At 70.0% G+C, this 22,928-nt stretch carries 24 protein-coding genes; 19 read left to right on the top strand and 5 right to left on the bottom strand.

Features of this window, described 5'->3' with window-relative positions; all coding sequences use genetic code 11:
* Positions 1-170: 170 nt before the first annotated feature.
* Genes CXP56_RS18020 through CXP56_RS18010 form a run of 3 tightly spaced genes read right to left on the bottom strand, consistent with a single transcriptional unit; the run spans position 171 to position 2,279 of the window.
* Positions 171-1,001, bottom strand: coding sequence for a hypothetical protein (locus CXP56_RS18020; protein WP_028846185.1), 831 nt, complete (start codon positions 999-1,001; stop codon positions 171-173).
* A gap of 16 nt (positions 1,002-1,017) precedes the next feature.
* Complete coding sequence (locus CXP56_RS18015) at positions 1,018-1,839, bottom strand: serine hydrolase domain-containing protein (RefSeq protein ID WP_038044226.1); 822 nt, start codon at positions 1,837-1,839, stop codon at positions 1,018-1,020.
* Positions 1,836-2,279 (bottom strand): Rieske (2Fe-2S) protein, encoded by a 444-nt coding sequence (locus tag CXP56_RS18010; RefSeq protein ID WP_028846183.1) that lies wholly within the window; start codon positions 2,277-2,279, stop codon positions 1,836-1,838. The genes CXP56_RS18015 and CXP56_RS18010 overlap by 4 nt, the downstream gene beginning before the upstream one ends.
* Positions 2,280-2,432: 153 nt before the next feature.
* Between CXP56_RS18010 and CXP56_RS18005 the strand changes: the two genes are divergently transcribed.
* The 7 genes from CXP56_RS18005 (at position 2,433) to CXP56_RS17975 (ending at position 8,537) form a co-directional block, all read left to right on the top strand.
* Positions 2,433-2,843: a hypothetical protein gene (locus tag CXP56_RS18005; RefSeq protein WP_051309470.1), complete on the top strand. Its 411-nt coding sequence runs from the start codon at positions 2,433-2,435 to the stop codon at positions 2,841-2,843.
* Between the two features lie 168 nt (positions 2,844-3,011).
* Positions 3,012-3,665, top strand: a complete 654-nt coding sequence (locus tag CXP56_RS18000) for a prepilin peptidase (protein WP_286902061.1) — start codon at positions 3,012-3,014, stop codon at positions 3,663-3,665.
* A gap of 34 nt (positions 3,666-3,699) precedes the next feature.
* Positions 3,700-4,893 carry a chorismate synthase gene (gene aroC, locus CXP56_RS17995; protein WP_286902059.1) on the top strand — a complete coding sequence of 398 codons (1,194 nt, stop codon included), beginning with the start codon at positions 3,700-3,702 and terminating at the stop codon, positions 4,891-4,893.
* On the top strand, positions 4,890-5,402 hold the full coding sequence (locus CXP56_RS17990; protein WP_286902058.1) for a shikimate kinase: 513 nt from the start codon (positions 4,890-4,892) through the stop codon (positions 5,400-5,402). Before aroC ends, CXP56_RS17990 begins: the two co-directional genes overlap by 4 nt.
* On the top strand, positions 5,402-6,508 hold the full coding sequence (aroB, locus tag CXP56_RS17985) for a 3-dehydroquinate synthase (RefSeq protein WP_028846180.1): 1,107 nt from the start codon (positions 5,402-5,404) through the stop codon (positions 6,506-6,508). The genes CXP56_RS17990 and aroB overlap by 1 nt, the downstream gene beginning before the upstream one ends.
* On the top strand, positions 6,505-6,945 hold the full coding sequence (aroQ, locus tag CXP56_RS17980) for a type II 3-dehydroquinate dehydratase (protein WP_028846179.1): 441 nt from the start codon (positions 6,505-6,507) through the stop codon (positions 6,943-6,945). The genes aroB and aroQ overlap by 4 nt, the downstream gene beginning before the upstream one ends.
* 101 nt (positions 6,946-7,046) lie before the next feature.
* Positions 7,047-8,537 (top strand): glycoside hydrolase family protein, encoded by a 1,491-nt coding sequence (locus CXP56_RS17975; protein WP_286902055.1) that lies wholly within the window; start codon positions 7,047-7,049, stop codon positions 8,535-8,537.
* Positions 8,538-8,662: 125 nt separating this feature from the next.
* Here CXP56_RS17975 and CXP56_RS17970 read toward each other — a convergent pair whose 3' ends face one another.
* Positions 8,663-9,361 (bottom strand): hypothetical protein, encoded by a 699-nt coding sequence (locus CXP56_RS17970; RefSeq protein WP_286902052.1) that lies wholly within the window; start codon positions 9,359-9,361, stop codon positions 8,663-8,665.
* Between the two features lie 201 nt (positions 9,362-9,562).
* Here CXP56_RS17970 and CXP56_RS17965 point away from each other — a divergent pair, with 201 nt between their 5' ends.
* From CXP56_RS17965 to nusB, 3 genes are read left to right on the top strand one after another with little or no spacing between them, the layout of a single operon-like run.
* Positions 9,563-10,687, top strand: a complete 1,125-nt coding sequence (locus CXP56_RS17965; protein WP_286902051.1) for a M24 family metallopeptidase — start codon at positions 9,563-9,565, stop codon at positions 10,685-10,687.
* A 52-nt stretch (positions 10,688-10,739) separates the two neighbouring features.
* Complete coding sequence (gene efp / locus CXP56_RS17960; protein ID WP_286902050.1) at positions 10,740-11,303, top strand: elongation factor P; 564 nt, start codon at positions 10,740-10,742, stop codon at positions 11,301-11,303.
* A complete protein-coding gene (gene nusB / locus CXP56_RS17955) occupies positions 11,294-11,740 on the top strand; it encodes a transcription antitermination factor NusB (protein WP_038044225.1) in 447 nt (148 codons plus the stop codon). The genes efp and nusB overlap by 10 nt, the downstream gene beginning before the upstream one ends.
* A gap of 615 nt (positions 11,741-12,355) precedes the next feature.
* On the opposite strand, the gene bldD is transcribed toward nusB, so the two are convergent.
* Positions 12,356-12,850 carry a transcriptional regulator BldD gene (bldD, locus tag CXP56_RS17950; RefSeq protein ID WP_028846174.1) on the bottom strand — a complete coding sequence of 165 codons (495 nt, stop codon included), beginning with the start codon at positions 12,848-12,850 and terminating at the stop codon, positions 12,356-12,358.
* A 263-nt stretch (positions 12,851-13,113) separates the two neighbouring features.
* On the opposite strand from bldD, the gene pyrR reads away from it, so the two are divergent.
* From pyrR to gmk, 9 genes are all read left to right on the top strand, one after another.
* Positions 13,114-13,722, top strand: coding sequence for a bifunctional pyr operon transcriptional regulator/uracil phosphoribosyltransferase PyrR (gene pyrR / locus CXP56_RS17945; protein ID WP_286902049.1), 609 nt, complete (start codon positions 13,114-13,116; stop codon positions 13,720-13,722).
* On the top strand, positions 13,719-14,672 hold the full coding sequence (locus CXP56_RS17940; protein WP_286902048.1) for an aspartate carbamoyltransferase catalytic subunit: 954 nt from the start codon (positions 13,719-13,721) through the stop codon (positions 14,670-14,672). Before pyrR ends, CXP56_RS17940 begins: the two co-directional genes overlap by 4 nt.
* A gap of 76 nt (positions 14,673-14,748) precedes the next feature.
* Entirely contained in the window at positions 14,749-16,041 is a 1,293-nt protein-coding gene (locus CXP56_RS17935; RefSeq protein ID WP_028846172.1) for a dihydroorotase, read from the top strand.
* Complete coding sequence (locus CXP56_RS17930; protein ID WP_028846171.1) at positions 16,041-16,523, top strand: PH-like domain-containing protein; 483 nt, start codon at positions 16,041-16,043, stop codon at positions 16,521-16,523. The genes CXP56_RS17935 and CXP56_RS17930 overlap by 1 nt, the downstream gene beginning before the upstream one ends.
* A complete protein-coding gene (gene carA / locus CXP56_RS17925; protein ID WP_028846170.1) occupies positions 16,520-17,650 on the top strand; it encodes a glutamine-hydrolyzing carbamoyl-phosphate synthase small subunit in 1,131 nt (376 codons plus the stop codon). The genes CXP56_RS17930 and carA overlap by 4 nt, the downstream gene beginning before the upstream one ends.
* Positions 17,643-20,960 (top strand): carbamoyl-phosphate synthase large subunit, encoded by a 3,318-nt coding sequence (carB, locus tag CXP56_RS17920; RefSeq protein WP_286902045.1) that lies wholly within the window; start codon positions 17,643-17,645, stop codon positions 20,958-20,960. The genes carA and carB overlap by 8 nt, the downstream gene beginning before the upstream one ends.
* The gene (pyrF, locus tag CXP56_RS17915) at positions 20,957-21,805 is read left to right on the top strand and encodes an orotidine-5'-phosphate decarboxylase (RefSeq protein ID WP_028846168.1); all 849 of its coding nucleotides are present in this window, start codon (positions 20,957-20,959) and stop codon (positions 21,803-21,805) included. The genes carB and pyrF overlap by 4 nt, the downstream gene beginning before the upstream one ends.
* Positions 21,806-22,001: 196 nt before the next feature.
* Positions 22,002-22,319 (top strand): integration host factor, actinobacterial type, encoded by a 318-nt coding sequence (mihF, locus tag CXP56_RS17910; protein WP_028846167.1) that lies wholly within the window; start codon positions 22,002-22,004, stop codon positions 22,317-22,319.
* Positions 22,320-22,336: 17 nt separating this feature from the next.
* Positions 22,337-22,909, top strand: coding sequence for a guanylate kinase (gene gmk / locus CXP56_RS17905; protein ID WP_342665083.1), 573 nt, complete (start codon positions 22,337-22,339; stop codon positions 22,907-22,909).
* The last annotated feature ends 19 nt before the right edge of the window (positions 22,910-22,928 follow it).

Raw genomic sequence — 22,928 nt, 5'->3', positions numbered from 1 at the left:
GGATCTGTCGGTCGGGTTCTCAGCCGGTTCGCCGGCTCGGAGGCTTCAGCCGGTTCGCCGGCCCGAACCTCAGTAGGCCTGCCGGGTCGAGCCCGCGGGCAGGCTGTCGGCCCCGGTCATGCCGTTCGCGGCTACCAGGGCCGGCGGACCATGCGACTGCCTGAAAGGAGTCAGCTCGGCGGTGGCCCCCACAGCTGACCGGCCGGAAGCTGGTCGAGCAGGTCGTTGAGGTAGTTGGCCTTGACCTTGCCGACGTTGGTGTCCGTGCCGGTGCCCCACGTGATGATTTCCTGTCCGTCGCACCACACGACGTACTTGCGGGCCTTGTCGGACTTCAGCAACCAGGCCCGTGCCTGCGGGGTCAGCAAGGCGCGAACCCGATCCGGTTCGGTCGACCGCACGACGAACACGTCGTCGAACTGCGGATCACCCATCTCGACCTTTCCGCCGGTGTAGTCCTTGCCGAACAGCAGCTGGCCCGCCTTCGCACCGATCACGTTACCGGCGATGTTGCCGACAAGCTGTTCGGTGAACCGCGACCGTTCTTGCCGCAACCGTTTGCCCTGTCGTTCTTTGGCGCTGAGCTCGAACTTCGGCAGCTCGGTCGGCACGCCGACGGAAACCACGCCGTAGGACTTCTTGACCTGGCGCGTGTCCCGCTTGCCGTCGTTGTCACGGTCCCCGTCGTCGAAGATGTGGCGGGACTTCACCGGCTCCTCACGCCTGAATGCGAGGGTGAACATGGTGATCGGGCGACCGCGGTACTGGCCGCGCATGACGTGCTTGGCCCGCACCGAGTCACCGTCGACGATCGGCAGGTGCCGGTACTTGCGGCGCAGGCCCTTGCCGAATCGCTGGTAGGTCCAGCCGTTCTTTTCGGCCTCGCGCTTCTTCTTCTCGTACGTCCGCTTTTCCTGCTGGAACCACAGCCACAGCGCGACGCCCACGAACAGGACCCCACCGACGGTCAGCAGAATCTGCTGGATGTCGATCGTGACCACCTCCCCCGAGACCCGGTCAGCGCCGGGCGTACTCCGCCAGTACCGCGTCGGTGAACCGCGGCCACGCCTCCTTCGCCCAGTCCCCGAAGTCGCGGTCGGTCAAGGTTACACAGCCGAGCCCGGCCTCGGGGTCGATCCACAAGAACGTCCCGGACTGTCCGAAGTGTCCGAATGTGCGCGGTGAACTGGTGCTGCCGGTCCAGTGCGGATCCTTGTGGTCCCGCAGCTCGAAGCCCAGGCCCCAGTCGTTCGGACGCTGGTGACCGAAGCCGGGCAGCACACCGTTGAGTCCGGGGAACTGCACCGTGGTCGCCTCGGTGAGCGTCTGCGGGCTGATGAGGGTCGGCCGTTGCAGCTCGTGCGCGAAACGAACGAGGTCGGCAACCGTCGAGTAGCCATCGGCCCCCGGGGAGCCCGCCAGCCGGGTGCTGGTCATCCCCAGCGGGGTCAGCAGCGCTTCCTGCTGATAGGTGTCGAACGCGATGTCGGCGTGCTCGGTGAGCGCCTCGGCCAGCATGTCGAACCCGGCACTGGAGTACAGCCTGCGGGTGCGCGGGGCAGCCACCACCTTCCGCTGGCTGAACGCGACCCCGGCGGTGTGCGCCAACAAGTCCCGGACGGTCGCCCCTTCCGGGCCCGCGGGCGTGTCGAGCTCGAACACGCCTTCCTCGACCGCGATGAGCACGGTGTAGGCGGTGAGCAGCTTGGTCACCGAGGCCAGGTAGTACTCCCGCTTGTCGTCGCCCACTGCTCCGAGTACCCGGCCGTCAGCTGCGACGACAGCGGCCGCGGCGTTGGAGACCGGCCACTGTGCGACCTGATCCAGTGCGCCCGTCACGCCGACCCCGTCATGATCCAGCCGTCTGCGATGTGCACGTCGATCGTCGCCAGCGGCTTCGGCGGCGGTCCCTGGATGACCTCGCCCGTGGCCGGGTCGAAGTCGGCTTCGTGGCACGGGCAGTGCAGGGTCTTGCCCTTCGGCTTGACCAGGCACTCGGCGTGGGTGCACAGGTTGCTGTAGGCCTTGACGGTCTTTTCGTCCGTGCGCACCAGGATGATCTGTTCGAACTCCTGCCCGGGCAGCATCCGGCCGTTGGGGTGCTTCACCAACTTGGGCTTGCCGATCTCCACCTCGTCGGCCTTGACCAGCCGTTTGGGCGGCTCCTTCGGCTGCTGTGGCTCCTCGCTGCCGCAGCCCGCGATGGACACGGCTCCTACGGCGCCGACGGCGACGCCGAATGTCAACGCGTCGCGGCGGGTGTGACGTTCGGGGCTCATGGACGGTCATGCTAGGAGCACAAGGCCGTCACAACCTGACCGGGGCGCGGAGCGTCCGGTGTTCTGGCAGCACACTCGGGTGTCTACTGGTTGAACCGGTAGCAGGAACCACCGCGTTGTGGTGATATGGGTCACCGAGCGAAAGGACGCGTGATGGCCAGAGTCGTGCTGGTTGCGCTACTGCTGTTCGGACTTCTCGGTTCGGCTGTGGTGCATTTGCTCGAGTGGGACGACTGGGCCAACACGCACGAGGTGATCGGCCCGCTGTTCCTGGTGAACGTGGGTGCCGGCATCGTGATCTCCGGTGGGGTGCTGTTCTGGCGGCACTGGCTGCCGTTGCTGGCCGCGGTGGGATTCGGGGCGGCGACATTGGGGGCGTACCTCCTTGCTCTTACGGTCGGTTTGTTCGGCATCCAGCAGCAGCTGACGACGTCGGCCGAGGTGTGGGGACTGGTGACCGACATCGCGTGCATCGTCTTCGGCGGGTTGCTGTTGGCGCGCCGGGATTGGCGCTCCGCGTCGACCACTGGAGCGGAAACCCCGGGATCGACGGCCGCCGGCTAGCCGCCGTCCCGATCGGCTCCGACGGTAGGTCCAAGTCGGCCCCGTGTCACCATCCGGCGCCGCGAATGGCGCATCCCGGGTCGGAAATCGCCGGTTCAGTGACGCGAGTGGCGTCCTGGGTGTCGTCGTGCGTTGTGGACTCGGCGTCGCGTCCCGATGCTGGGCGGCATGACATGGCAACTGACATGCGTGTTCGCCGCGATCGGCGTCCTGCTGGGCGCTGCCGGCCGGTGGGTCCTCGCGGCTCTGCCGCGTGGGTGTCGGATACGACCGGGACCGCTCGAAGTGACGTCCGCTCTGCTGTTCGCCGTCGTCGCCACTCGCGCCGGATCGTCGTGGCCGGAGTGGTGGCTCCCCGTGCCGCTTGCGCTGACGGCATTCGCGGTGCCTCTGGCGGCCGTGGATCTCGAACGCATGCGCCTGCCCGATGCGCTGACCATGTCGGCGACGATCGCTGTCGGGTTGGCCGTCGGTGCAGCGGCGGTGGCAGCGCAGAGCGCGTGGCTGATCGTTTCCGCGGCCGCTGGGGCCGTTGGCTTCTTCCTCTGCCACTGGTGCGTCCACACGTTACGACCGGCGTCATTGGGCGCGGGTGACGTCAAGCTGTCCGGTGGATTGGGTGGTGTCCTCGGTGCGCTCGGCTGGGCCTCGGTCCTGGTGGGTGCGGCGCTGGCGGCCATGACCACGGCAATGCTCGCGCTGGCCGGACGGCTGTCCGGCAGGCGCGCTTGGCGCGATGGCGTGCCGCACGGACCGGGCCTGCTGGTGGGCACGTGGGTGATGGCGGTGTTTCCCGGGGAGAGATTCGGTGTGGGCCCGTAGCGAGCGCAGGTGCGCGACATGACACGATTCATGGGTGTTGCGCTGGATCACCGCAGGAGAGTCCCACGGTCCGAGCTTGACCGCCGTGCTGGAAGGCATGGTGGCCGGGGTGCACATCACCTCGGCCGAGATCAGCGAGCAACTTGCTCGCCGCCGGCTGGGCTTCGGCCGCAGTCCTCGTATGGGTTTCGAGAAGGACACGGTCGAGATCACCGGAGGCGTACGGCACGGTGTGACGCAAGGCGGGCCGATCGCCATCCACATCAGCAACACCGAATGGCCGAAGTGGGAAAAGGTCATGGCGGCCGATCCGGTGGATCCCGGCGAGCTGGAGGGCCTGGCGCGGAACGCTCCGCTGACCCGGCCGCGGCCCGGCCACGCAGACCTGCCAGGGATGCTCAAGTACGGCTTCGACGACGCCCGTCCCGTGCTCGAGCGGGCCAGCGCGCGGGAGACCGCCGCACGGACCGCGCTCGGTACGGTGGCCCGCGCCTACCTGCGTCAGCTGCTCGGCGTGGAGATCGTCAGCCACGTGGTGGCGATCGGCGGGGCAACGGCCCCGGAAGGGCCGCTGCCGCGGCCGGAGGACCTGCCCGCGATCGACGAAAGCCCGGTGCGGGCGTTCGACCCGGCGGCGACCGAGGCCATGGTCGCGGAGGTCGAGGCCGTGCGGAAGGCGGGCGACACCGTGGGCGGGGTGATCGAGGTGATCGCCTACGGGCTTCCGCCCGGGCTGGGCTCACACGTGCACTGGGACCGGAGGCTGGACGCCCGGTTGGCCGGGGCGCTCATGGGTGTGCAGGCGATGAAGGGCGTGGAAATCGGCGACGGATTCACCACGGCCCGCCGATGGGGTTCTCAGGCGCACGACGAGATCGACCTGGGCACCGGGCCTGCCGGGGTCACCAGGCGGTCGAACCGCGCGGGCGGCCTGGAGGGCGGCATGACCAACGGTGAGCCGCTGCGGGTGCGTGTCGCCATGAAGCCCATCTCCACCGTGCCCCGCGCGCTGGCCACGGTGGACACGGCCACGAAGGAGCCTGCCGTGGCCATCCACCAGCGCTCCGACGTCTGTGCCGTGCCCCGCGCGGGCGTGGTGCTCGAGTCGGTGGTCGCCCTGGTGCTGGCCGACGCCGCTGCGGAGAAGTTCGGTGGCGACTCGCTGGCGGAGAGCAAGCGCAACGCCGAGTCCTACCTGGCCGCACTGGAAAAGTGGTGGGCGCGATGAGCCCGGTCGCCGTCATCGTCGGCCCACCCGGCTCGGGCAAGAGCACGGTCGGGCCCCTGCTGGCCGAGCGGCTCGGTGCCGCGTTCGTCGACGCCGATGCCGAAATCGAGCAGACGGCGGGAAAGTCGATCCCGGACATCTTCGCCGAGGACGGCGAACCGCGGTTCCGCGAGCTGGAGGAACAGGTCATCGCCGAAGGACTGCAACGCCACGACGGTGTCTACTCGCTGGGCGGGGGAGCCGTGCTCTCGGCGGCCACCCGGGAGCGCCTGGCGGGCCACCGGGTCGTGTTCCTCAATGTGGGGATGCCCGTCGGGGTCAGACGGGTGGGCCTGTCGACGGCGCGGCCGCTGCTGGCCGGGGTCAACCCGCGGGCAACGTACAAGCAACTGCTGGAGGCTCGGCTCCCGCTCTACCGAGAGGTCGCGACCGTGCAGGTGGACACCGACCAGTTGACGCCGGACGAAGTGGTCGACGCCGTGGTCGCCGAGCTGAAGAAGGTGTCGTGATGACGGAGCCGACACGTATCGAGGTGAAGACGGCCCAGCCGTACAGCGTGATCATCGGTCGCGGGCTGCTCGGGGAGCTCGCCGAGGCGGTGGCCGGGGCGTCCACGGTCGCCATCGTCCATCAGCCGACGCTGGCCACCACCGCCGAGGCGGTACGCGAAGACCTCACCAAGGCCGGGCACGACGCGCACCGGATCGAGATCCCGGATGCCGAGGACGGCAAAGCCCTGGCGGTGGCGGACTTCTGCTGGAACGTCCTCGGCCAGATCGGCCTGGACCGCAAAGGCGTGGTGGTCGGTCTCGGTGGGGGAGCGGTGACCGACCTGGCCGGCTTCGTCGCCGCGACGTGGATGCGCGGCGTTCGGTTGGTCAACGTCCCGACCACGTTGCTCGGCATGGTGGACGCGGCGATCGGCGGAAAGACCGGCATCAACACCGACGCCGGGAAGAATCTGGTCGGTGCCTTCCACGAGCCGAGCGCAGTGCTGGTGGACCTGACCACCCTGGAGACCTTGCCGCGCAACGAGCTCGTCGCAGGCATGGCCGAGATCGTCAAGGGCGGGTTCATCGCCGATCCGGTCATCCTGGACCGCATCGAGGCCGATCCGGCGGCGGCGACCGACCCCACCGGGGACGTCCTGCCCGAGCTGATCCGCCGCAAGATCCAGGTCAAGGCGGACGTCGTGGCCGCCGACCTGACCGAGTCCAGCCTGCGCGAGGTGCTGAACTACGGGCACACCCTGGGGCACGCCATCGAGCGGCGGGAGCGCTACCGGTGGCGGCACGGCGCGGCGGTCAGCGTGGGCCTGGTGTTCGCCGCCGAGCTGGCCCGCTTGGCCGGGCGGCTCGACGACGAGACCGCGGCGCGGCATGCCCGGGTGCTGACCGCCCTCGGGCTTCCGGTCAGCTACGACCCGCAGGCCCTGCCGGAGCTGCTGGAGATCATGCGCAGGGACAAGAAGACACGCTCCGGGGTGCTGCGATTCGTCGTGCTGGACGCGCTGGGCAAGCCGGGCAGGCTGGAGGGCCCGGACCCGGCACTGCTCGCGGCCGCCTACTCGGCGGTGTCCGGAGAACCGGGCGAGACGAAGAAGGTGCTGCTGTGAACGTGCTGATTCTCAACGGCCCCAACCTGAATCGCCTCGGCAAGCGGGAGCCGCACATCTACGGCGAGACGACTTACGACGACCTGGTCGACTACTGCCGCTCGACAGCGGCCGGGCTGGGGCTCCAGGTCGATGTCCGGCAGACCAACCACGAAGGCGACATGGTCGAGTGGTTGCACGAAGCCGCCGACAACCAGTGGCCGGTGATCCTCAACGGGGCGGCGTGGACGCACTACTCGATCGCCCTGCGGGACGCGTGTGCGCAGCTGACCGCACCGTTGGTCGAGGTGCACATCTCCAACATCCACGCACGGGAGGAGTTCCGGAGGCACAGCGTCACCGCGGCGGTGGCCGACGGGGTGATCACCGGCTTGGGCATCACAGGGTACGGTTTGGCGCTGCGATGGATCGCCGAACGGGTGAAATCAGCCGACTGACCCCCGCTGTGGCGGGTGTCGGAGGCAGGGGCGGGAGGCTCGCCGCGAAGCGTGCCGCGCGGCGTCGGCGGGTGGCCGCGGTCGTTCAGATCGTTCTCCTGATGACGCTGGCCGTGCTGTCGGGCTGCGACGACGGCAGTTCGGAGGCGCTGCCCGCCCAGTCGCCGGCGTCGCCGTTGCACGGGCAGCAGCCACGACAGCATCCGGCACAGCAGCAGGTCGAGCCGAAACTGAAGCTGCGCGCGGTCAACCACCGCCAGAGCCCAGGGGTGGTCGCCGCCGGCTGGGCAGATGCACCGTACAACTACGGCCCGACCGTGATGGTCGAGGGCGACCGCAAGCGCATGTGGTGGTGCAGCCAGTACGGCGCGGCGAAGCCTGCAGGCGACGACATCCTGTACGGGGAAGCGCGGACGCTCGACGGGCCGTTCCGTGACGCCTCGGGCACTCAGGGGCCGAAGGCGGTGTTCAGTGGCAGCCGTCGGGGTTTCGACGCCAAGCACACGTGCGACCCGTCGGTCATCAAAGTCGACGGGGTCTACTACCTGTACTACACAGGCGCCCGCAACGACGACCACAACTTCGGCAACGCGATCGGCGTGGCGACCAGCCGCGACGGCATCACGTGGCGCCGGGCCAACGGCGGCAAGCCCATCGTCACCCCGTCGCACGGCCGGAAGCGCGACAACGCCTACGGCGTCGGCCAGCCGTCGGCCGTCTACCTGGACGGCTGGTTCTACCTGATGTTCACCGACACCACGGCCGAAGCGGCGGGGTGGAACGGCGCAGGTCAGTTCCTGCTCAGGTCCCGTGACCCGCGCTTCAACTCCGGGGTCGAAGCGCTGGCGCCCACCGGGTTCAAACCGGTTCCCAACACCGCGGCCCCTCGGGAGAGCTCGCTGGTCGACGCGTTCAGCGCGGATCTGATGTGGGTGGACGTGCTCGACGCGTTCGCGATCGCGCACCAGACGAAGGCAGGCACCACACTCACCTTCTGGGACCGGCATTTCACGGTGAACCCGTTCCCGCCGGTGTCGATCCGCGGTCCGTGGCGGGAAGGCCCCGGCTTGGTGCGCACCGCGCACGGCCACGCGCCGTTGTCCGAGGACGATCCGTGCGGAACCGTGCCGCTGGACGTCATCAGGGCAACGCAGAATTCCGAAGCGCCCACGGACATGCGGCACTTCGGCATGGACCTGGAAGGTGCACGCGGGTGCCAGGACCCGCAGCGAGCGCTCCGCATTCTCGACGGTTACACCTTCCCGTCGCCCGAGCGGACCATGGATCTGGTCACGAACGGCAAGCTGATCAGGGTGGACCGGCGGTCGGTCGCCGAGGTCCTGGCCAGGCACGTGCTGGAGGAACGACCCGCGGATTTGCCCGAGCTGCCGGTGGCGGCCCGGCTGCGTGCGGGAGCGCCGATTTTGCAGTCACCCGACAACAAGGCGGGCATGTTGCTGGAGGACAAGCGGCTGTGGCTGGTGCCCGATCAGCGGCTCGTCTCGAAGCTTGCCCAGCTGAACGGCTCGAAGTCGCGCACCGTCAGCGACAACGCGTGGAGCGCGCACCCGCACGGTGGCTCGCTCGGCTGACGTCGTCCGCGGCCATCCGCCTGGCGGTGTTGATCAACTGTGGCGGAATGTGATCACTTGACGCCTTCGGCCGTGGGGGCGCGGGGCAGCCGGGGTGTGGCGAGCGCCCGCGCAGCGGTGACCGCCTAGTCCTCGGACCCGGACCGACCGGACGAATCCCGGTCCGGGCGCGGACGAGGAGACGGAGTTCTGTTCGCCGGGCCGGACGTCCCCCGGCTTTTTCCCGCCGAACCCGGACGCTGCGCAGTCCGCGAAGCCGGCTCGTCGCGCTCTTGAAGGGCAGTAGGCGACGGTTTGCGATTATGGGGCGAGGGCCGCACCTTGGCGGTTCGCGTTGCCGCACGGGAGCGCGCCGCTTCTTTCGCCGATGCGGCCCGATCCCGGGGAGCGGCTGCGGATGAGACCGCGCCCGCGGCCCCAGGCTCCTGGGCAACGGGCGGATCGAGCCGTGCGCCGATCGCGACCCCGACCCAGGCCGGCACCATGATCAACAGCGCGGTGAACGCCGCCCCACTGGTCAGCTGGGCAGGCAACTGCGACACCCCGGTCTGGTCGACGAACAGCGCGCGCCCGGCCACGTTGAGTACACCACCGAGCAGGCCGCCGACGACGCCCGCGACGAACCAAGTGACCACCGGCCGGTCGATCCGGCGCCAGCCGTCGATGGAGCCCCACAACCACGCGACCCCGATCAGGACCGCGATGGTGATCCAGGTCAGAAACGTCGGTGGCATGACCCCGGCCAGCTTCAGCTTGAGCAGCACGACCGTGCCTGCGGCGTGCACCACCGCCATCACGGGACCCCGAACCGACCACGCACTCATGACCAGCACCCTAGTCGGTGCCACGGGGTGGGGGCGCCGTGCTGTGGGGGTGCCACGAAGGCTTGGGCGCCGTGCCGAGGGAGGTGCTGCGGGGTGGGGGCGCAGTGCCGAGGGAGGTGCTGCGGGGATTGGGCGCCGTGCCGAGCGGGTGCCACGAGGCTTGGACGCTATGCCGAGCCGGTGCCACTAGGCTTGAACGCCGTGCCGCGAACACACACCGAGGACGTCCACCCCCGCCGCCGCGCCGCGCTGCGCCGCCTGCTGGCGGAGCGGGACGTCGACGCGATCCTCGTCACCGACCTCCGCAACATCAGGTACCTGACCGGGTTCACCGGCTCGAACGCCGCGCTGCTGGTGCACGTCGCAGACGAGCCGGCCAGCGAGCAGCGCACGGTCTTCTGCACCGACGGCCGCTACACGACGCAGGCGAAGGCCGAGGTCCCCGACCTGCAGACGGTCCTCGACCGGGCCAGCGCGGCCGCCCTGGTGCGGCACGCCGCGAGCGATGCCCAGGCCTACCGGCGGCTCGGCTTCGAAAGCCAGCACGTCAGCGTCGACTTCTACGACACGATGACCGAGCTGGCGGACGGCATCGACCTGGTCCGGACCCCGGGACTGGTCGAGCAGCTGCGCGCGGTCAAGGACGCCGGGGAGATCGAGGCGCTGCGGATGGCGTGCGCGGCCGCCGACCGTGCCCTGGCCGACCTGATCGAACACGGCGGGGTGCGCGCGGGCTGGACCGAGCGGCAGGTCGCCCGCGAGCTGGAGAACCTGATGCTCGATCACGGCGCCGACGCCATCGCGTTCCCGTCGATCGTGGCCACCGGGCCCAACTCGGCGATCCCGCACCACCGGCCGACCGACGCCGTGCTGGCCGAGGGCGACTTCGTCAAACTGGACTTCGGCGCCGTAGTGGGCGGTTACCACTCCGACATGACCCGCACCCTGGTCATCGGGCGGCCCGCCGCGTGGCAGCGCGAAATCTACAGCCTGGTCAGCACCGCGCAAGCGGCCGGCCGCCAGGCGGCCGTGGCAGGGGCCGACCTGGCCGCGGTGGACGCGGCCGCCCGCAGAGTGATCGACCGCGCCGGATACGGGGACGAATTCCCGCACGGTCTCGGGCACGGCGTCGGCCTCGACGTGCACGAGGCGCCGCGCATCGCCAAGACCGGCGCCGGTAAACTTTCCGCTGGTATGACGGTCACCGTGGAGCCCGGTGTGTATCTGGCCGGCCGCGGGGGCGTACGGATCGAGGACACCCTCGTCGTCGCCGAGGGCGACAACGAAGTTCTGACCTTGTCGATTAAGGAATTGGTGACCGTTTGACAGAGCATGGCGCGCGCCGGCGCGCACGACGAACACGGGAGAACGGCAACCAGTGGCCACCACCAACGACCTGAAGAACGGCATGGTGCTCAACCTGGACGGTGAGCTGTGGACCGTCCTGAACTTCCAGCACGTCAAGCCCGGCAAGGGCGGCGCGTTCGTGCGCACCACGCTGAAGCACGTGCTCAGCGGGAAGGTGCTGGACAAGACCTTCAACGCGGGTGTGAAGGTGGACACCGCCACGGTCGACCGGCGCGCCATGACGTACCTGTACAAGGACGGCGACGACTACGTGTTCATGGACGCCAAGACCTACGACCAGGTGCCGGTCTCGGCCGAGGTCGTCGGTGACGCCGCCAAGTACATGCTGGAGAACACCGAGGCCACGGTGTCGTTCCACGAGTCGACGCCGCTGTTCGTCGAGCTGCCCACCTCGGTCGAGCTGGTCGTGGAACACACCGACCCCGGCTTGCAAGGGGACCGGGCCACCGGAGGCACCAAGCCGGCCAAGCTCGAGACCGGCGCGGAGATCCAGGTGCCGCTGTTCGTCAACACCGGTGACAAGGTCAAGGTCGACACGCGTGACGGCCGCTACCTCGGCCGTGCATCCAGTTGAGCGGGCGGGCATCCCGGCCTGCTGGGCGCCGCGCGGCGCGCCAGCGGGCCGTCGAGCTGCTTTACGAAGCGCACCTGCGCGGCGTCGAGCCGGCCGAGGTGCTGTCCGCACGTGTCGGGTCGCCGGACGCTGACCCGGTCCCGGACTACGCCATCACCTTGGTCGAAGGGGTGGCCGAACACCGGGAACACATCGACGAGCTGCTGGCCGAGTACGCCAAGGGCTGGACGATCGAGCGTATGCCGCCGGTCGACCTCGCCGTGCTGCGCATGGGCGTCTTCGAGCTGCTGTGGGCCGAGGACGTGCCGGATCCGGTCGCCATCGACGAGGCCGTCAGCATCGCCAAGATGCTCTCCACCGACGACTCGCCCCGTTTCGTCAACGGCGTGCTGGGCCGGATGGCCACGGTGGCCGACAAACTGCGCTCCGTGCTCTGACCGCCGGGGTGCGGCTCTGGTCGGCCGGGGTGCGGTGTTCTGACCGCCGGGGCGCGGCGCTCTGACCGGCCGCGGTGCGGCGCTCTGTCGCCAGGGTGCGGTGCTCTGATCGCCAGGACGCGGCGCTCTGACCGGCCGGGGTGTGCTCCGGGCAGACCGGCTGCCGACTTCGGGCGACTGGAGCCGACGCCGGATGGAGCGTGTGCAGGACTCCGATCCGGTGTTACGCGCTCCGGTCACCTGGGCTGCGCGTTTCGGGTCCGGGCAACGGGGTTTCGGACGGTCGCGACCGGCTGTGTTCGCGCTCCAACTGGCTGCGGTGATCGTCCCTGCACGCTGTGCTTGCCGCCACCAGCCTCGCTGGTTGCGATCCGAGCACCGCTTTCCCGGTCGCCCCGAGCTTGCCGGCTACGCCGACCCCCAGCCGCGCTCACGGCCGCGTTCCCTTGCCCCGGCGGCTGCGTTCCGTACCGATTGCCACCTGACCCACTTGAACAGCAAAGCTCGGTGTTCTGCGCAACCACCGGCGCACACCGTGCTGGCCGCTGCGCGGGGCGCCGGACAACGACCAAGGCTCCGGCCCGCCCAGCGTGCCGGAGCCTTTCGTGCGACGTGTCAGTTGTTGTCGTCCTTGGCCGGTCGCGCCTCCGGCGGCAGCACACCCCACTCGATCAGCTGCTCGGTCAGCTCACCCGGCGTCATGTCGTAGATGATCGCCAGCGAGCGCAGGTCCTCGGTCCGGATGGACAGCACCTTGCCGTTGTAGTCGCCGCGCTGGCTCTGGATGGTCGCCGCGTAGCGGGCCAAGGGGCCGACCTTCTCGGCGGGTAGCTGCTGCAATCGCTCCAGGTTGATCACGATCTTGGTGGCCGGCTCGGCACCGGACGGCACGCGTCCCTCCGGCAGCAGCTCGACCACCGGCACGCCGTAGAAGTCGGCGAGTTCAGCGAGCTTCTGGACGGTTACTGCCCGGTCGCCCCGTTCGTAGGAGCCGACCACGACCGCTTTCCACCGGCCACCGGACTTCTGCTCGACGCCGTGCAACGACAGCCCTTGCTGCTGCCGGATGCTGCGGAGCTTGGCGCCCAGCGCCTTGGCGTAATCGCCCATGTGCTCATCTCTCCGTTCCCTGTGCCCCGCCACTGTTGTCGGACGGGCGAGCTTCGTGAGGTGAATACTCAGCGTAATGGTTACCGCTCGTGGTCACCAGTTCAACCCGTTCATCCGGGGGAATCGTCCCAAATTCTCGACACCACCCAGTCGGCTGAGTAACGGACCCTGCTACTGTCGGGGCGACGCTGCCGCGCACACGCGGGGTAGCCGATCTGGAATCCTTTAACGACCCGTCCCGTGAGGCGGGGAAGGAGCTGCACGTGGCGCCGCGCACCCGCGGCGCGACGGGACCGGCAGAGCGCGAGCTGCTCTCCGCCGGCGACGTCGCGCGCACCATCGCCCGCATCGCGCATCAGATCATCGAGAAGACGGCCATCGGGCCCGGAGGCGAACCGGTCCCGGTCCTGCTGGGCATCCCCACCAGGGGAGCGCCGCTGGCGGCTCGCCTCGCCGGGCGCATCACCGAGTTCTCCGGTCAGCCGGTTCCCCACGGCAGCCTCGACGTCACCCTCTACCGGGACGATCTGCGCCGTCGCCCGCCGCGTCCGCTCGAACTCACCCAGCTGCCGGAAGGCGGCATCGACGACCGGACCGTCGTCCTGGTCGACGACGTGTTGTATTCCGGCCGCACCATCCGCTCCGCGCTGGACGCGCTGCGCGACATCGGCAGGCCACGCGTGGTGCAACTGGCCGTGCTGGTGGACCGCGGCCACCGTGAGCTGCCGATCAGGGCCGACTACGTGGGCAAGAACGTGCCGACGTCGCGCCGGGAAGAGGTCGCGGTGCTGCTGTCGGAGGTGGACGGGCGCGACGCGGTGCTGCTGCGCGCGGCCGCGCCGGAAGCAGGCGGGGGAGAGGGTTCGCGGTGAAGCATCTGCTGACCACCGAGGGACTGGACCGGGACACCGCAACGGCGTTGCTGGACACCGCCGACGAGCTCAAGCGCACCTTGCTGGGGCGCGAGGTGCGCAAGCTGCCGACGCTGCGCGGCCGCACCGTGATCACCATGTTCTACGAGAACTCCACCCGCACCAGGGTGTCGTTCGAGCTGGCGGGCAAGTGGATGAGCGCCGACGTGGTGAACGTCTCGGCCAGCGGCTCGTCGGTGGGCAAGGGCGAGAGCCTGCGCGACACGGCGCTGACCCTCTCGGCGGCGGGCGCGGACTGCGTCATCGTGCGGCACCCCGCGTCGGGCGCCGCCCAGCGGCTGGCCGAGTGGCTGGCGGATACCCCCACTTCGGTGATCAACGCCGGTGACGGAATGCACGAGCACCCGACACAGGCGCTGCTGGACGCCGCCACGCTCCGCGAACGGCTTGGGCCGTTGGAGGGACGGCGAGTAGTCATCGTGGGTGATGTGCTGCACAGCCGGGTCGCCCGCTCCAACGTCCACCTGCTGACCACGCTCGGTGCCGAAGTGGTGCTGGTCGGCCCGCCCACGCTGGTGCCCGCCGCGCTGACCGGCTGGCTGGCGTCACGCCGGGTGCGGGTCAGCTTCGACCTGGACGCCGAGCTGCCCGCCGCGGACGCGGTGATGATGCTGCGGGTGCAGGCCGAGCGGATGCACGGGGCGTTCTTCCCGTCGGCCCGCGAGTACTCGATCAACTACGGCCTCAACGCCGCGCGGGCCGCCTTGCTCCCGGAGCACGCGGTGGTGATGCACCCCGGCCCGATGCTGCGCGGCATGGAGATCGCCGACAGCGTGGCGGACGCGGCCAATTCCGTGATCGTCGAGCAGGTGCGCAACGGCGTACACGTGCGGATGGCCGTCCTCTACCACTTGCTGGCCGCGCAGACCCGGGCCGGCGGGGACGCATGACCAGCCGAGCGCAGCACACGGCAGGCGGGGGACGCATGGCCTGCCGGGAACGAGCACCGAGACGAGCGGAGGCCCGATGACCGACGTTGTGATCAGCGGCGCCCGGCCCTACGGCGAGGGCGACCCGGTGGACGTGCTGGTGTCGGACGGGGTGATCGCCGCGATCGAGCCGAAGATCACGCCACCGGACGGCGCGGAAGTGATCGAAGCGGGCGGCCAGGTGCTGCTGCCCGGTTTCGTCGACCTGCACACCCACCTGCGGGAACCCGGGCGGGAAGACGCCGAGACGATCGCCACCGGCAGCGCGGCCGCCGCTCTCGGCGGGTACACGGCGGTGTTCGCGATGGCCAACACCGACCCGGTTGCGGACAACGCCGTCGTCGTCGAGCACGTCCGCCGGATCGGCGAGTCCGTCGGGCTGGTCGACGTGTACCCGGTCGGTGCGGTGACCGTCGGGCTGGAGGGCGAACAGCTCGCCGAGCTCGGCACCATGGCCTCCTCGCGGGCCCGGGTGCGGATGTTCTCCGACGACGGTTTCTGCGTGCACGACCCGCTGATCATGCGCCGCGCGCTCGAGTACTCCCGGGCGCTGGATGCGGTGATCGCGCAGCACGCGGAAGAACCCCGCCTGACCGTCGGGGCGCAGGCGCACGAAGGTGAGCTGGCGGCGCGACTCGGGCTCGCCGGCTGGCCCGCGGCCGCTGAAGAAGCGATCGTCGCCCGCGACTGCATCCTGGCGCAGCACGTCGGCGCCCGCTTGCACATCTGCCACGTCTCCACCAAGGGGACGGTCGACGTCCTGCGCTGGGCGAAGGAGCGCGGCACCCAGGTCTCCGCCGAGGTGACCCCGCATCACCTGCTGCTCACCGACGAGCGGCTGACCAGCTACGACCCGGTGAACAAGGTGAACCCGCCGCTGCGCACCGAGCCGGACACCGCGGCCCTGCGCCAAGCACTGGCCGAGGGCATCGTCGACTGCGTGGCCACCGACCACGCCCCGCACGCCCCGCAGGACAAGGACGTGGAGTGGCAAGCCGCCCGCCCGGGCATGCTCGGCCTGCAGACCGCGCTGTCGGTCGTCGTGCAGACCATGGTCCGCCCCGGCCTGCTGTCCTGGCGCGACGTCGCGCGGGTGATGAGCGAGCGGCCCGCGGAAATCGGGCGGCTGGCCGACCAGGGCAGGCCGGTGGCCGTGGGTGAGCCCGCGACGCTGGCGTTGGTCGACCCGGACCGGGAGTGGACGGTGCACGGCGACGAGCTGGCCAGCATCGCCGCGAACACCCCGTACGAGGGGATGACGCTCCCCGGCGTCGTGACGGCGACCATGTTGCGTGGGCGAATCACCCAGTTGGATGGGAAGGTTCGCTAGTGGAACGTTTTCTGCTCACGTTGCTGGTGCTCGCGGTCTTCCTGCTCGGGGTCTGGGCGATGTGGCTCGGCTGGCGGCGCAAGGCTCGCGAACAGAGTGTGCTGTACCCGCCTTTCCCGGACGTCCCGGAAGATCTCGGGCCGGAGCTGGCGGCGATGGACGGCGTGTACGTGGCGACCACGCCGCACGGCCGATGGCAGGACCGCATCGTCGCCCGTGGGGTGGGGATGCGCGGCCCGGCCACCCTGCGGCGGCACGACAGCGGCGTCGTGGTCGAGCGGCACGGTGCGCGCAGCTTCTTCATCCCGGCTTCGGCGATCACCGAGGTCGGCACCGCACGCAGGATGGCGGGCAAGGTGATGGGCATCGACGGTCTGCTGGTGATCACCTGGCGGCTCGGTGACGCGCTGCTGGACACCGGCTTCCGTGGCGACGACATGGACGCATATCCCGAGTGGACGAGCATGAAAGGTGCGGCATGAACGGCACCGTGACCCCCTCGGCCGCGCTGGTGTTGGAAGACGGCCGCATCTTCCGCGGCGAGCCCTTCGGCGCGCGTGGGACGGCGCTGGGCGAGGCGGTGTTCTGCACCGGCATGACCGGGTATCAGGAGACGCTGACCGACCCTTCGTACTACCGCCAGATCGTGGTGCAGACCGCGCCGCACATCGGCAACACGGGGTGGAACGACGAGGACGACGAGTCGGCACGCATCTGGGTGGCCGGCTACGTGGTGCGCGATCCCGCGCGCATCCCGTCGAACTGGCGTGCCACCCGCACCCTGGCGGACGAGCTGGACCGGCAGGGCGTGGTCGGCATCGCCGGGGTGGACACCCGGTCGCTGACCCGGCACCTGCGAGAGCGCGGCGCGATGCGAGCGGGCGTGTTCTCCGGTGAGACTTTGCCGCCCGAGCAGGAGATGCTGGAGCAGGTGCTGGCTTCGCCGCCGATGGCCGGTGCGGACCTGGCCAAGCACGTCACCACCGCCGAACCCTACGTGGTGCCTGCGCACGGTGAACGGCGGTTCCGAGTGGCCGCGCTCGACCTCGGCATCAAGTCCAACACGCCGCGAATGATGGCCGAGCGGGGGATCGAGGTGCACGTGCTCCCGGCGTCCACGTCCGCCGAGGAGCTGCTGGCCATGGAGCCGGACGGGGTCTTCTTGTCCAACGGGCCGGGCGACCCGGCGACGATGGATCACGCCACCGAGGTGACCAGGCAGGTGCTGCGCCACGAGGTGCCGTTGTTCGGCATCTGCTTCGGCAATCAGATCCTGGGCCGCGCGCTGGGCATGTCCACCTACAAGCTGCGCTACGGGCACCGCGGCATCAACATCCCGGTGATCGACGTGCGCACCGGCACCGTGGCGATCACCGCACAGAACCACGGTTTCGCGCTGGAAGGCGAACCCGGCGAGCGCTTCGACACCGACTTCGGCGCGGCCGAAGTCAGCCACTACTGCCCGAACGACGGGTGTGTGGAAGGTGTGCGCGCGCTGGACGTGCCCGCGTTCAGCGTGCAGTACCACCCAGAGGCGGCGGCCGGACCCCATGACGCGGCGCCGTTGTTCGACCAGTTCGTGGCTGTGATGGAGGCCAAGGGTGCCTAAGCGCGACGACATCGAGCATGTCCTGGTGGTCGGCTCCGGCCCGATCGTCATCGGTCAGGCCGCCGAGTTCGACTACTCCGGGACGCAGGCCTGCCGGGTGCTGCGCGCCGAAGGGCTGCGGGTGAGCCTGGTCAACTCCAACCCGGCGACGATCATGACCGACCCCGAGTTCGCCGACGCCACCTACATCGAGCCGGTCACGCCCGAGTTCCTGGAGAAGGTCATCGAACGGGAGCGCCCGGACGCGCTGCTGGCCACGCTGGGCGGGCAGACGGCGCTGAACGCCGCCGTCGCGCTGCACGAGCGGGGCGTGCTGGACGCCTACGGCGTCGAGCTCATCGGCGCCAACATCGACGCCATCCAGCGCGGCGAGGACCGGCAGAAGTTCAAGGACATCGTCCGCTCCATCGGCGCCGACGTGCCGCGCAGCCGGGTGTGTCACTCCATGGACGAGGTCCGCCAGACCGTCGCCGAGCTCGGCCTTCCGGTGGTCATCCGGCCGTCGTTCACCATGGGCGGCCTCGGCTCCGGCATGGCGCACACCGAGGAGGACCTGGAGCGGATGGCCGCCATCGGCCTGGAGGAGTCGCCGGTCACCGAGGTGCTGATCGAGGAGAGCGTCCTCGGCTGGAAGGAATACGAGCTCGAGCTGATGCGCGACAAGCACGACAACGTGGTCGTGGTCTGCTCGATCGAGAACGTCGACCCGATGGGCGTGCACACCGGCGACTCGGTCACCGTGGCGCCCGCGATGACCTTGACCGACCGCGAGTACCAGCACATGCGCGACGTCGGGATCAAGGTGATCCGTGCGGTCGGGGTGGACACCGGCGGCTGCAACATCCAGTTCGCGGTGCACCCGCAGACCGGCCGCATGGTCGTCATCGAGATGAACCCGCGGGTGTCCCGGTCGTCCGCGCTGGCCTCCAAGGCCACCGGTTTCCCGATCGCCAAGATCGCCGCGAAGCTGGCCATCGGCTACACGCTGGACGAGATCCGCAACGACATCACCGGGGAGACGCCCGCGTCGTTCGAGCCGACGCTGGACTACGTCGTGGTCAAGGTGCCGCGGTTCGCGTTCGAGAAGTTCCCCGGTGCCGACCCGACGCTGACCACCACGATGAAGTCGGTCGGCGAGGCGATGGCGCTCGGCCGGAGCTTCACCGAAGCGCTCGGCAAGGCCCTGCGGTCGCTGGAGACCAAGGCGGCGGGCTTCTGGACGCAGCCGGATCCGGCAGGCGCCACGCTGGAGTCGACGCTGGAGGAACTGCGCACCCCGCGCGACGGAAGGCTGTATGCGGTGGAGCGGGCGCTGCGGCTCGGCGGCACCGTGCAGCAGGTGGCCGAGGCGTCCGGGATCGACCCGTGGTTCGTCGACCAGATCCAGTCGCTGGTGGAGCTGCGCAAGCAGATCGTGGACGCGCCGGTGCTGGACGAGCCGCTGCTGCGGCGGGCGAAGCGCTACGGCATCTCCGACCAGCAGATCGCCGCGCTGCGGCCGGAACTGGCCGGGGAGGACGGCGTGCGTGCACTGCGGCACAGGCTGGGGGTGCGGCCGGTGTTCAAGACGGTCGACACCTGCGCCGCGGAATTCGCCGCGCGGACGCCGTACCACTACAGCGCCTACGAGCTCGACCCGGCCGCCGAGTCCGAGGTCGCCGAGCAGCGCGAGCGGCCCAAGGTGATCATCCTGGGCAGTGGGCCGAACCGGATCGGCCAGGGCATCGAGTTCGACTACTCGTGCGTGCACGCCGCGCTGGCGTTGCGGGACGCCGGCTACGAGGCCGTGATGATCAACTGCAACCCGGAGACGGTCTCCACCGACTACGACACCTCGGACCGGCTGTACTTCGAGCCGCTGACGTTCGAGGACGTGCTGGAGGTCGTGCACGCCGAGCAGCAGAGCGGCACAGTCGCCGGGGTGATCGTCCAGCTGGGCGGGCAGACGCCGCTCAAGCTCGCACAACGGCTGGCCGACGCGGGGGTGCCGATCGTCGGCACCCCGCCGGAGGCGATCCACCTCGCCGAGGACCGGGGCTCGTTCGGCGAGGTGCTGCGGGCCGCCGGGCTGCCCGCGCCGAAGTACGGCACCGCCACGTCGTTCGAAGGCGCCAAGCGCATCGCGGACGAGATCGGCTACCCGGTGCTGGTCCGCCCGTCCTACGTGCTGGGCGGCCGTGGCATGGAGATCGTCTACGACGAGCAGCACCTGGCCAGCTACATCGAGCGCGCCACCGAGGTCACGCCGGAGCACCCGGTGCTGGTGGACAACTTCCTCGACGACGCCATCGAGATCGACGTGGACGCGCTGTTCGACGGCGAAGAGCTCTACCTCGGCGGCGTGATGGAGCACATCGAGGAAGCCGGTGTGCACAGCGGCGACTCGTCCTGCGCACTGCCGCCGATCACGCTCGGTGTCACCGACCTGGAGAAGGTCCGGGCGTCCACCGAGGCCATCGCCCGCGGGGTCGGCGTGCGCGGGCTGCTCAACGTGCAGTACGCCCTCAAGGACGACGTGCTGTACGTGCTGGAGGCCAACCCGCGCGCGTCACGGACGGCGCCGTTCGTCTCCAAGGCCACCGGTGTCCCGCTGGCCAAGGCGTGCGCGCTGCTGATGATGGGGCAGTCCATCAAGCAGCTGCGGGAAAGCGGTGTGCTCCCGGCCCATGGCGACGGCGGCACGCTCCCGCCGGAGGCTCCGGTGTCGGTGAAGGAGGCGGTGCTGCCGTTCCACCGGTTCCGCACCCCGGAAGGCCAGGGCGTCGACTCGCTGCTCGGGCCGGAGATGAAGTCCACCGGCGAGGTGATGGGCGTCGACTCGTCGTTCGGGATGGCCTTCGCCAAGTCCCAGGCGGGCGCCTACGGCTCGCTGCCGACGTCCGGCCGGGTGTTCGTGTCGGTGGCCAACCGGGACAAGCGCGCGATGATCTTCCCGGTGAAACGGCTGGCCGACCTCGGCTTCGAGGTGCTGGCCACCGCGGGCACGGCGGCCGTGCTGCGCCGCAACGGCGTCCCGTGCACCGTGGTGCGCAAGCACTACGAGAGCGCCGGCGACGGCGAGCCGAACATCGTCGAGATGATCCTCGACGGCGCGGTGGACATGGTGATCAACACCCCGTACGGCAACAGCGGGCCGCGCATCGACGGCTACGAGATCCGCACCGCGGCGGTGTCCAGGGACATCCCGTGCGTCACCACCATCCAGGGCCTGGCGGCGGCCGTGCACGGCATCGAGGCGGCCATCCGCGGTGACATCGGTGTGCGGTCGTTGCAGGAGTTGCAGGCGGCGTTGCGGGCGGAGCGGTCATGAGTGCGGGTACGAGGTTCGGTGAGCGGCTGCTGGCCGCGATCCGGCGGCGCGGGCCGCTGTGCGTGGGCGTGGACCCGCATCCGGAGCTGCTGCGGTCCTGGGGCCTGCCGGACGACCCGTTCGGGCTGGCCCGGTTCGCCCAGACCTGTGTGGACGTGTTCGGGCCGGAAGCGGCGGTGGTCAAGCCGCAGTCGGCGTTCTTCGAAAGCTACGGTGCCGCGGGCATCGCGGTGCTCGAGCGACTGATCGACGGCCTGCGCGCCGCCGGGGCGCTGGTCCTGCTGGACGTCAAGCGCGGAGACATCGGCTCGACCATGGCCGCCTACGCGCGCGCCTACCTCTCCGACAAGGCGCCGCTCGCGGCCGACGCGATCACCGTCTCGCCGTATCTGGGGTTCGGGGCGCTGCGGCCCGCGGTGGAGCTGGCCGCGGAAACCGGCCGCGGGCTGTTCGTGCTGGCCAGGACGTCCAATCCGGAGGGGCACCAGCTGCAACGGCAGGTGGCGCAGGAAATCGTCGACGCGGCGGCGGAGCTGAACGCCGGGCGCGCGCCGCTCGGCGACGTCGGCCTGGTGATCGGCGCCACGCTGCCGGAGCTGGACGTCGACATCGGCAGGCTGAACGGTCCGGTGCTCGCCCCCGGATTCGGCGCTCAGGGCGCCACAGCGGACGATTTGCGGCGGTTGTTCGGTGCCAGCCCTGGGAACCTCGCCAACGCCGTCCACGGCGCTTCTGGCGGCCGGAACGTGGTGCTTCCGGCGTCCGCGCGGGACATCCTGCGGCACGGTCCGGACCCGGACGAGCTGCGCGCTGCCCTGCGTCGCGTGGCCGCCGGCGTGACGTGATTCATCCGTCGTCTCCGACGATCACCCGGTCATTGGCAGGCCGGGGTTTTTATGTTGGGATAGACCCCGATCCGCGACGGCCACCGACCAGCACGTCTGGCAGCGGTCACCCGATGCAGACCCCGCGTTGAGGTGGTCGGTCGCAGGTAGGTAACGTCGCGGCGACGAAGCGACCGTAAGCAAATCGGAGGACATCGTGGCACTTCCCCAGCTGACCGAGGAACAGCGCGCCGCTGCCTTGGAGAAGGCTGCTGCGGCTCGCCGGGCCCGGGCGGAGCTCAAGGAGCGGCTGAAGCGAGGTGGCACCACTCTGGCCGACGTGCTCAAGCAGGCCGAGACGGACGAGGTTCTCGGCAAGATGAAGGTCTCTGCGCTGCTCGAGGCGCTGCCGGGCGTGGGCAAGGTGCGCGCCCAGGCGACCATGGAGAAGCTGGAGATCGCCGCCAGCCGTCGGCTGCGCGGGCTCGGTGAGCGGCAGCGCAAGGCTCTGCTCGCCGAGTTCAGCGGGGAGTGAAGCGCACCGGTGAGCCGGTGTCGGGCCGCCCGGCCCGGCGCCGGCTCACTGTCGTCTCCGGTCCGTCCGGGGTCGGCAAGTCCAGCGTCATGGCGGTGCTGCGTGAGCTGGCGCCGGAGATCTACTTCAGCGTCTCGGTGACCACCCGCCCGCCGCGGGAGGGCGAGGTCGACGGGGATCACTACCACTTCGTCGACCGGGAGACGTTCGCAAAGATGGTCGCCAACGGCGAGCTGCTCGAGCACGCCGAGTACGCGGGCAATTTCTACGGCACGCCGCGCGCACCGGTGATCGAGGCGCTGGAGTCCGGCAGACCCGCGGTGCTGGAGATCGAGCTGCAGGGCGCCCGCCAGGTGCGCGCCGCCATGCCCGACTGCCAGCTGGTGATGCTGGTCCCACCGTCGTGGGAGGAACTGGTCGACCGGTTGACCGGGCGAGGCACGGAGGAGGACGCCGCCGTGGCGGCACGGCTGGAGGCCGCCAAGCGGGAACTGGCCGCCGCAGGCGAGTTCGACGCGTGCGTAGTCAATGCCGACGTGCAGCGTGCCGCCCGCGAGTTGCTAACCTTGGTTGTTGCAGACCGTGAGTGAGGCATGGCGGGGATGACGC

Origin of the sequence: Thermocrispum sp. (assembly GCF_002919275.1) — a bacterium.
In the GTDB taxonomy this organism is placed as follows: Bacteria; Actinomycetota; Actinomycetes; order Mycobacteriales; family Pseudonocardiaceae; genus Thermocrispum; species Thermocrispum agreste.
The sequence above is the reverse complement of the archived record's forward strand: the minus strand, read 5'-3'. Positions and strand labels throughout refer to the sequence as shown.

Bases quoted from the DNA above. Each gene is read 5' to 3' on its own strand.
- CXP56_RS18010 (WP_028846183.1), bottom strand. From the start codon at position 2,279: ATGAGCCCCGAACGTCACACCCGCCGCGACGCGTTGACATTCGGCGTC.
- CXP56_RS18005 (WP_051309470.1), top strand. From the start codon at position 2,433: ATGGCCAGAGTCGTGCTGGTTGCGCTACTGCTGTTCGGACTTCTCGGT.
- CXP56_RS18000 (WP_286902061.1), top strand. From the start codon at position 3,012: ATGACATGGCAACTGACATGCGTGTTCGCCGCGATCGGCGTCCTGCTG.
- CXP56_RS17990 (WP_286902058.1), top strand. From the start codon at position 4,890: ATGAGCCCGGTCGCCGTCATCGTCGGCCCACCCGGCTCGGGCAAGAGC.
- aroB (WP_028846180.1), top strand. From the start codon at position 5,402: ATGACGGAGCCGACACGTATCGAGGTGAAGACGGCCCAGCCGTACAGC.
- CXP56_RS17975 (WP_286902055.1), top strand. From the start codon at position 7,047: ATGACGCTGGCCGTGCTGTCGGGCTGCGACGACGGCAGTTCGGAGGCG.
- CXP56_RS17970 (WP_286902052.1), bottom strand. From the start codon at position 9,361: ATGAGTGCGTGGTCGGTTCGGGGTCCCGTGATGGCGGTGGTGCACGCC.
- bldD (WP_028846174.1), bottom strand. From the start codon at position 12,850: ATGGGCGATTACGCCAAGGCGCTGGGCGCCAAGCTCCGCAGCATCCGG.
- CXP56_RS17935 (WP_028846172.1), top strand. From the start codon at position 14,749: ATGACCGACGTTGTGATCAGCGGCGCCCGGCCCTACGGCGAGGGCGAC.
- carA (WP_028846170.1), top strand. From the start codon at position 16,520: ATGAACGGCACCGTGACCCCCTCGGCCGCGCTGGTGTTGGAAGACGGC.
- pyrF (WP_028846168.1), top strand. From the start codon at position 20,957: ATGAGTGCGGGTACGAGGTTCGGTGAGCGGCTGCTGGCCGCGATCCGG.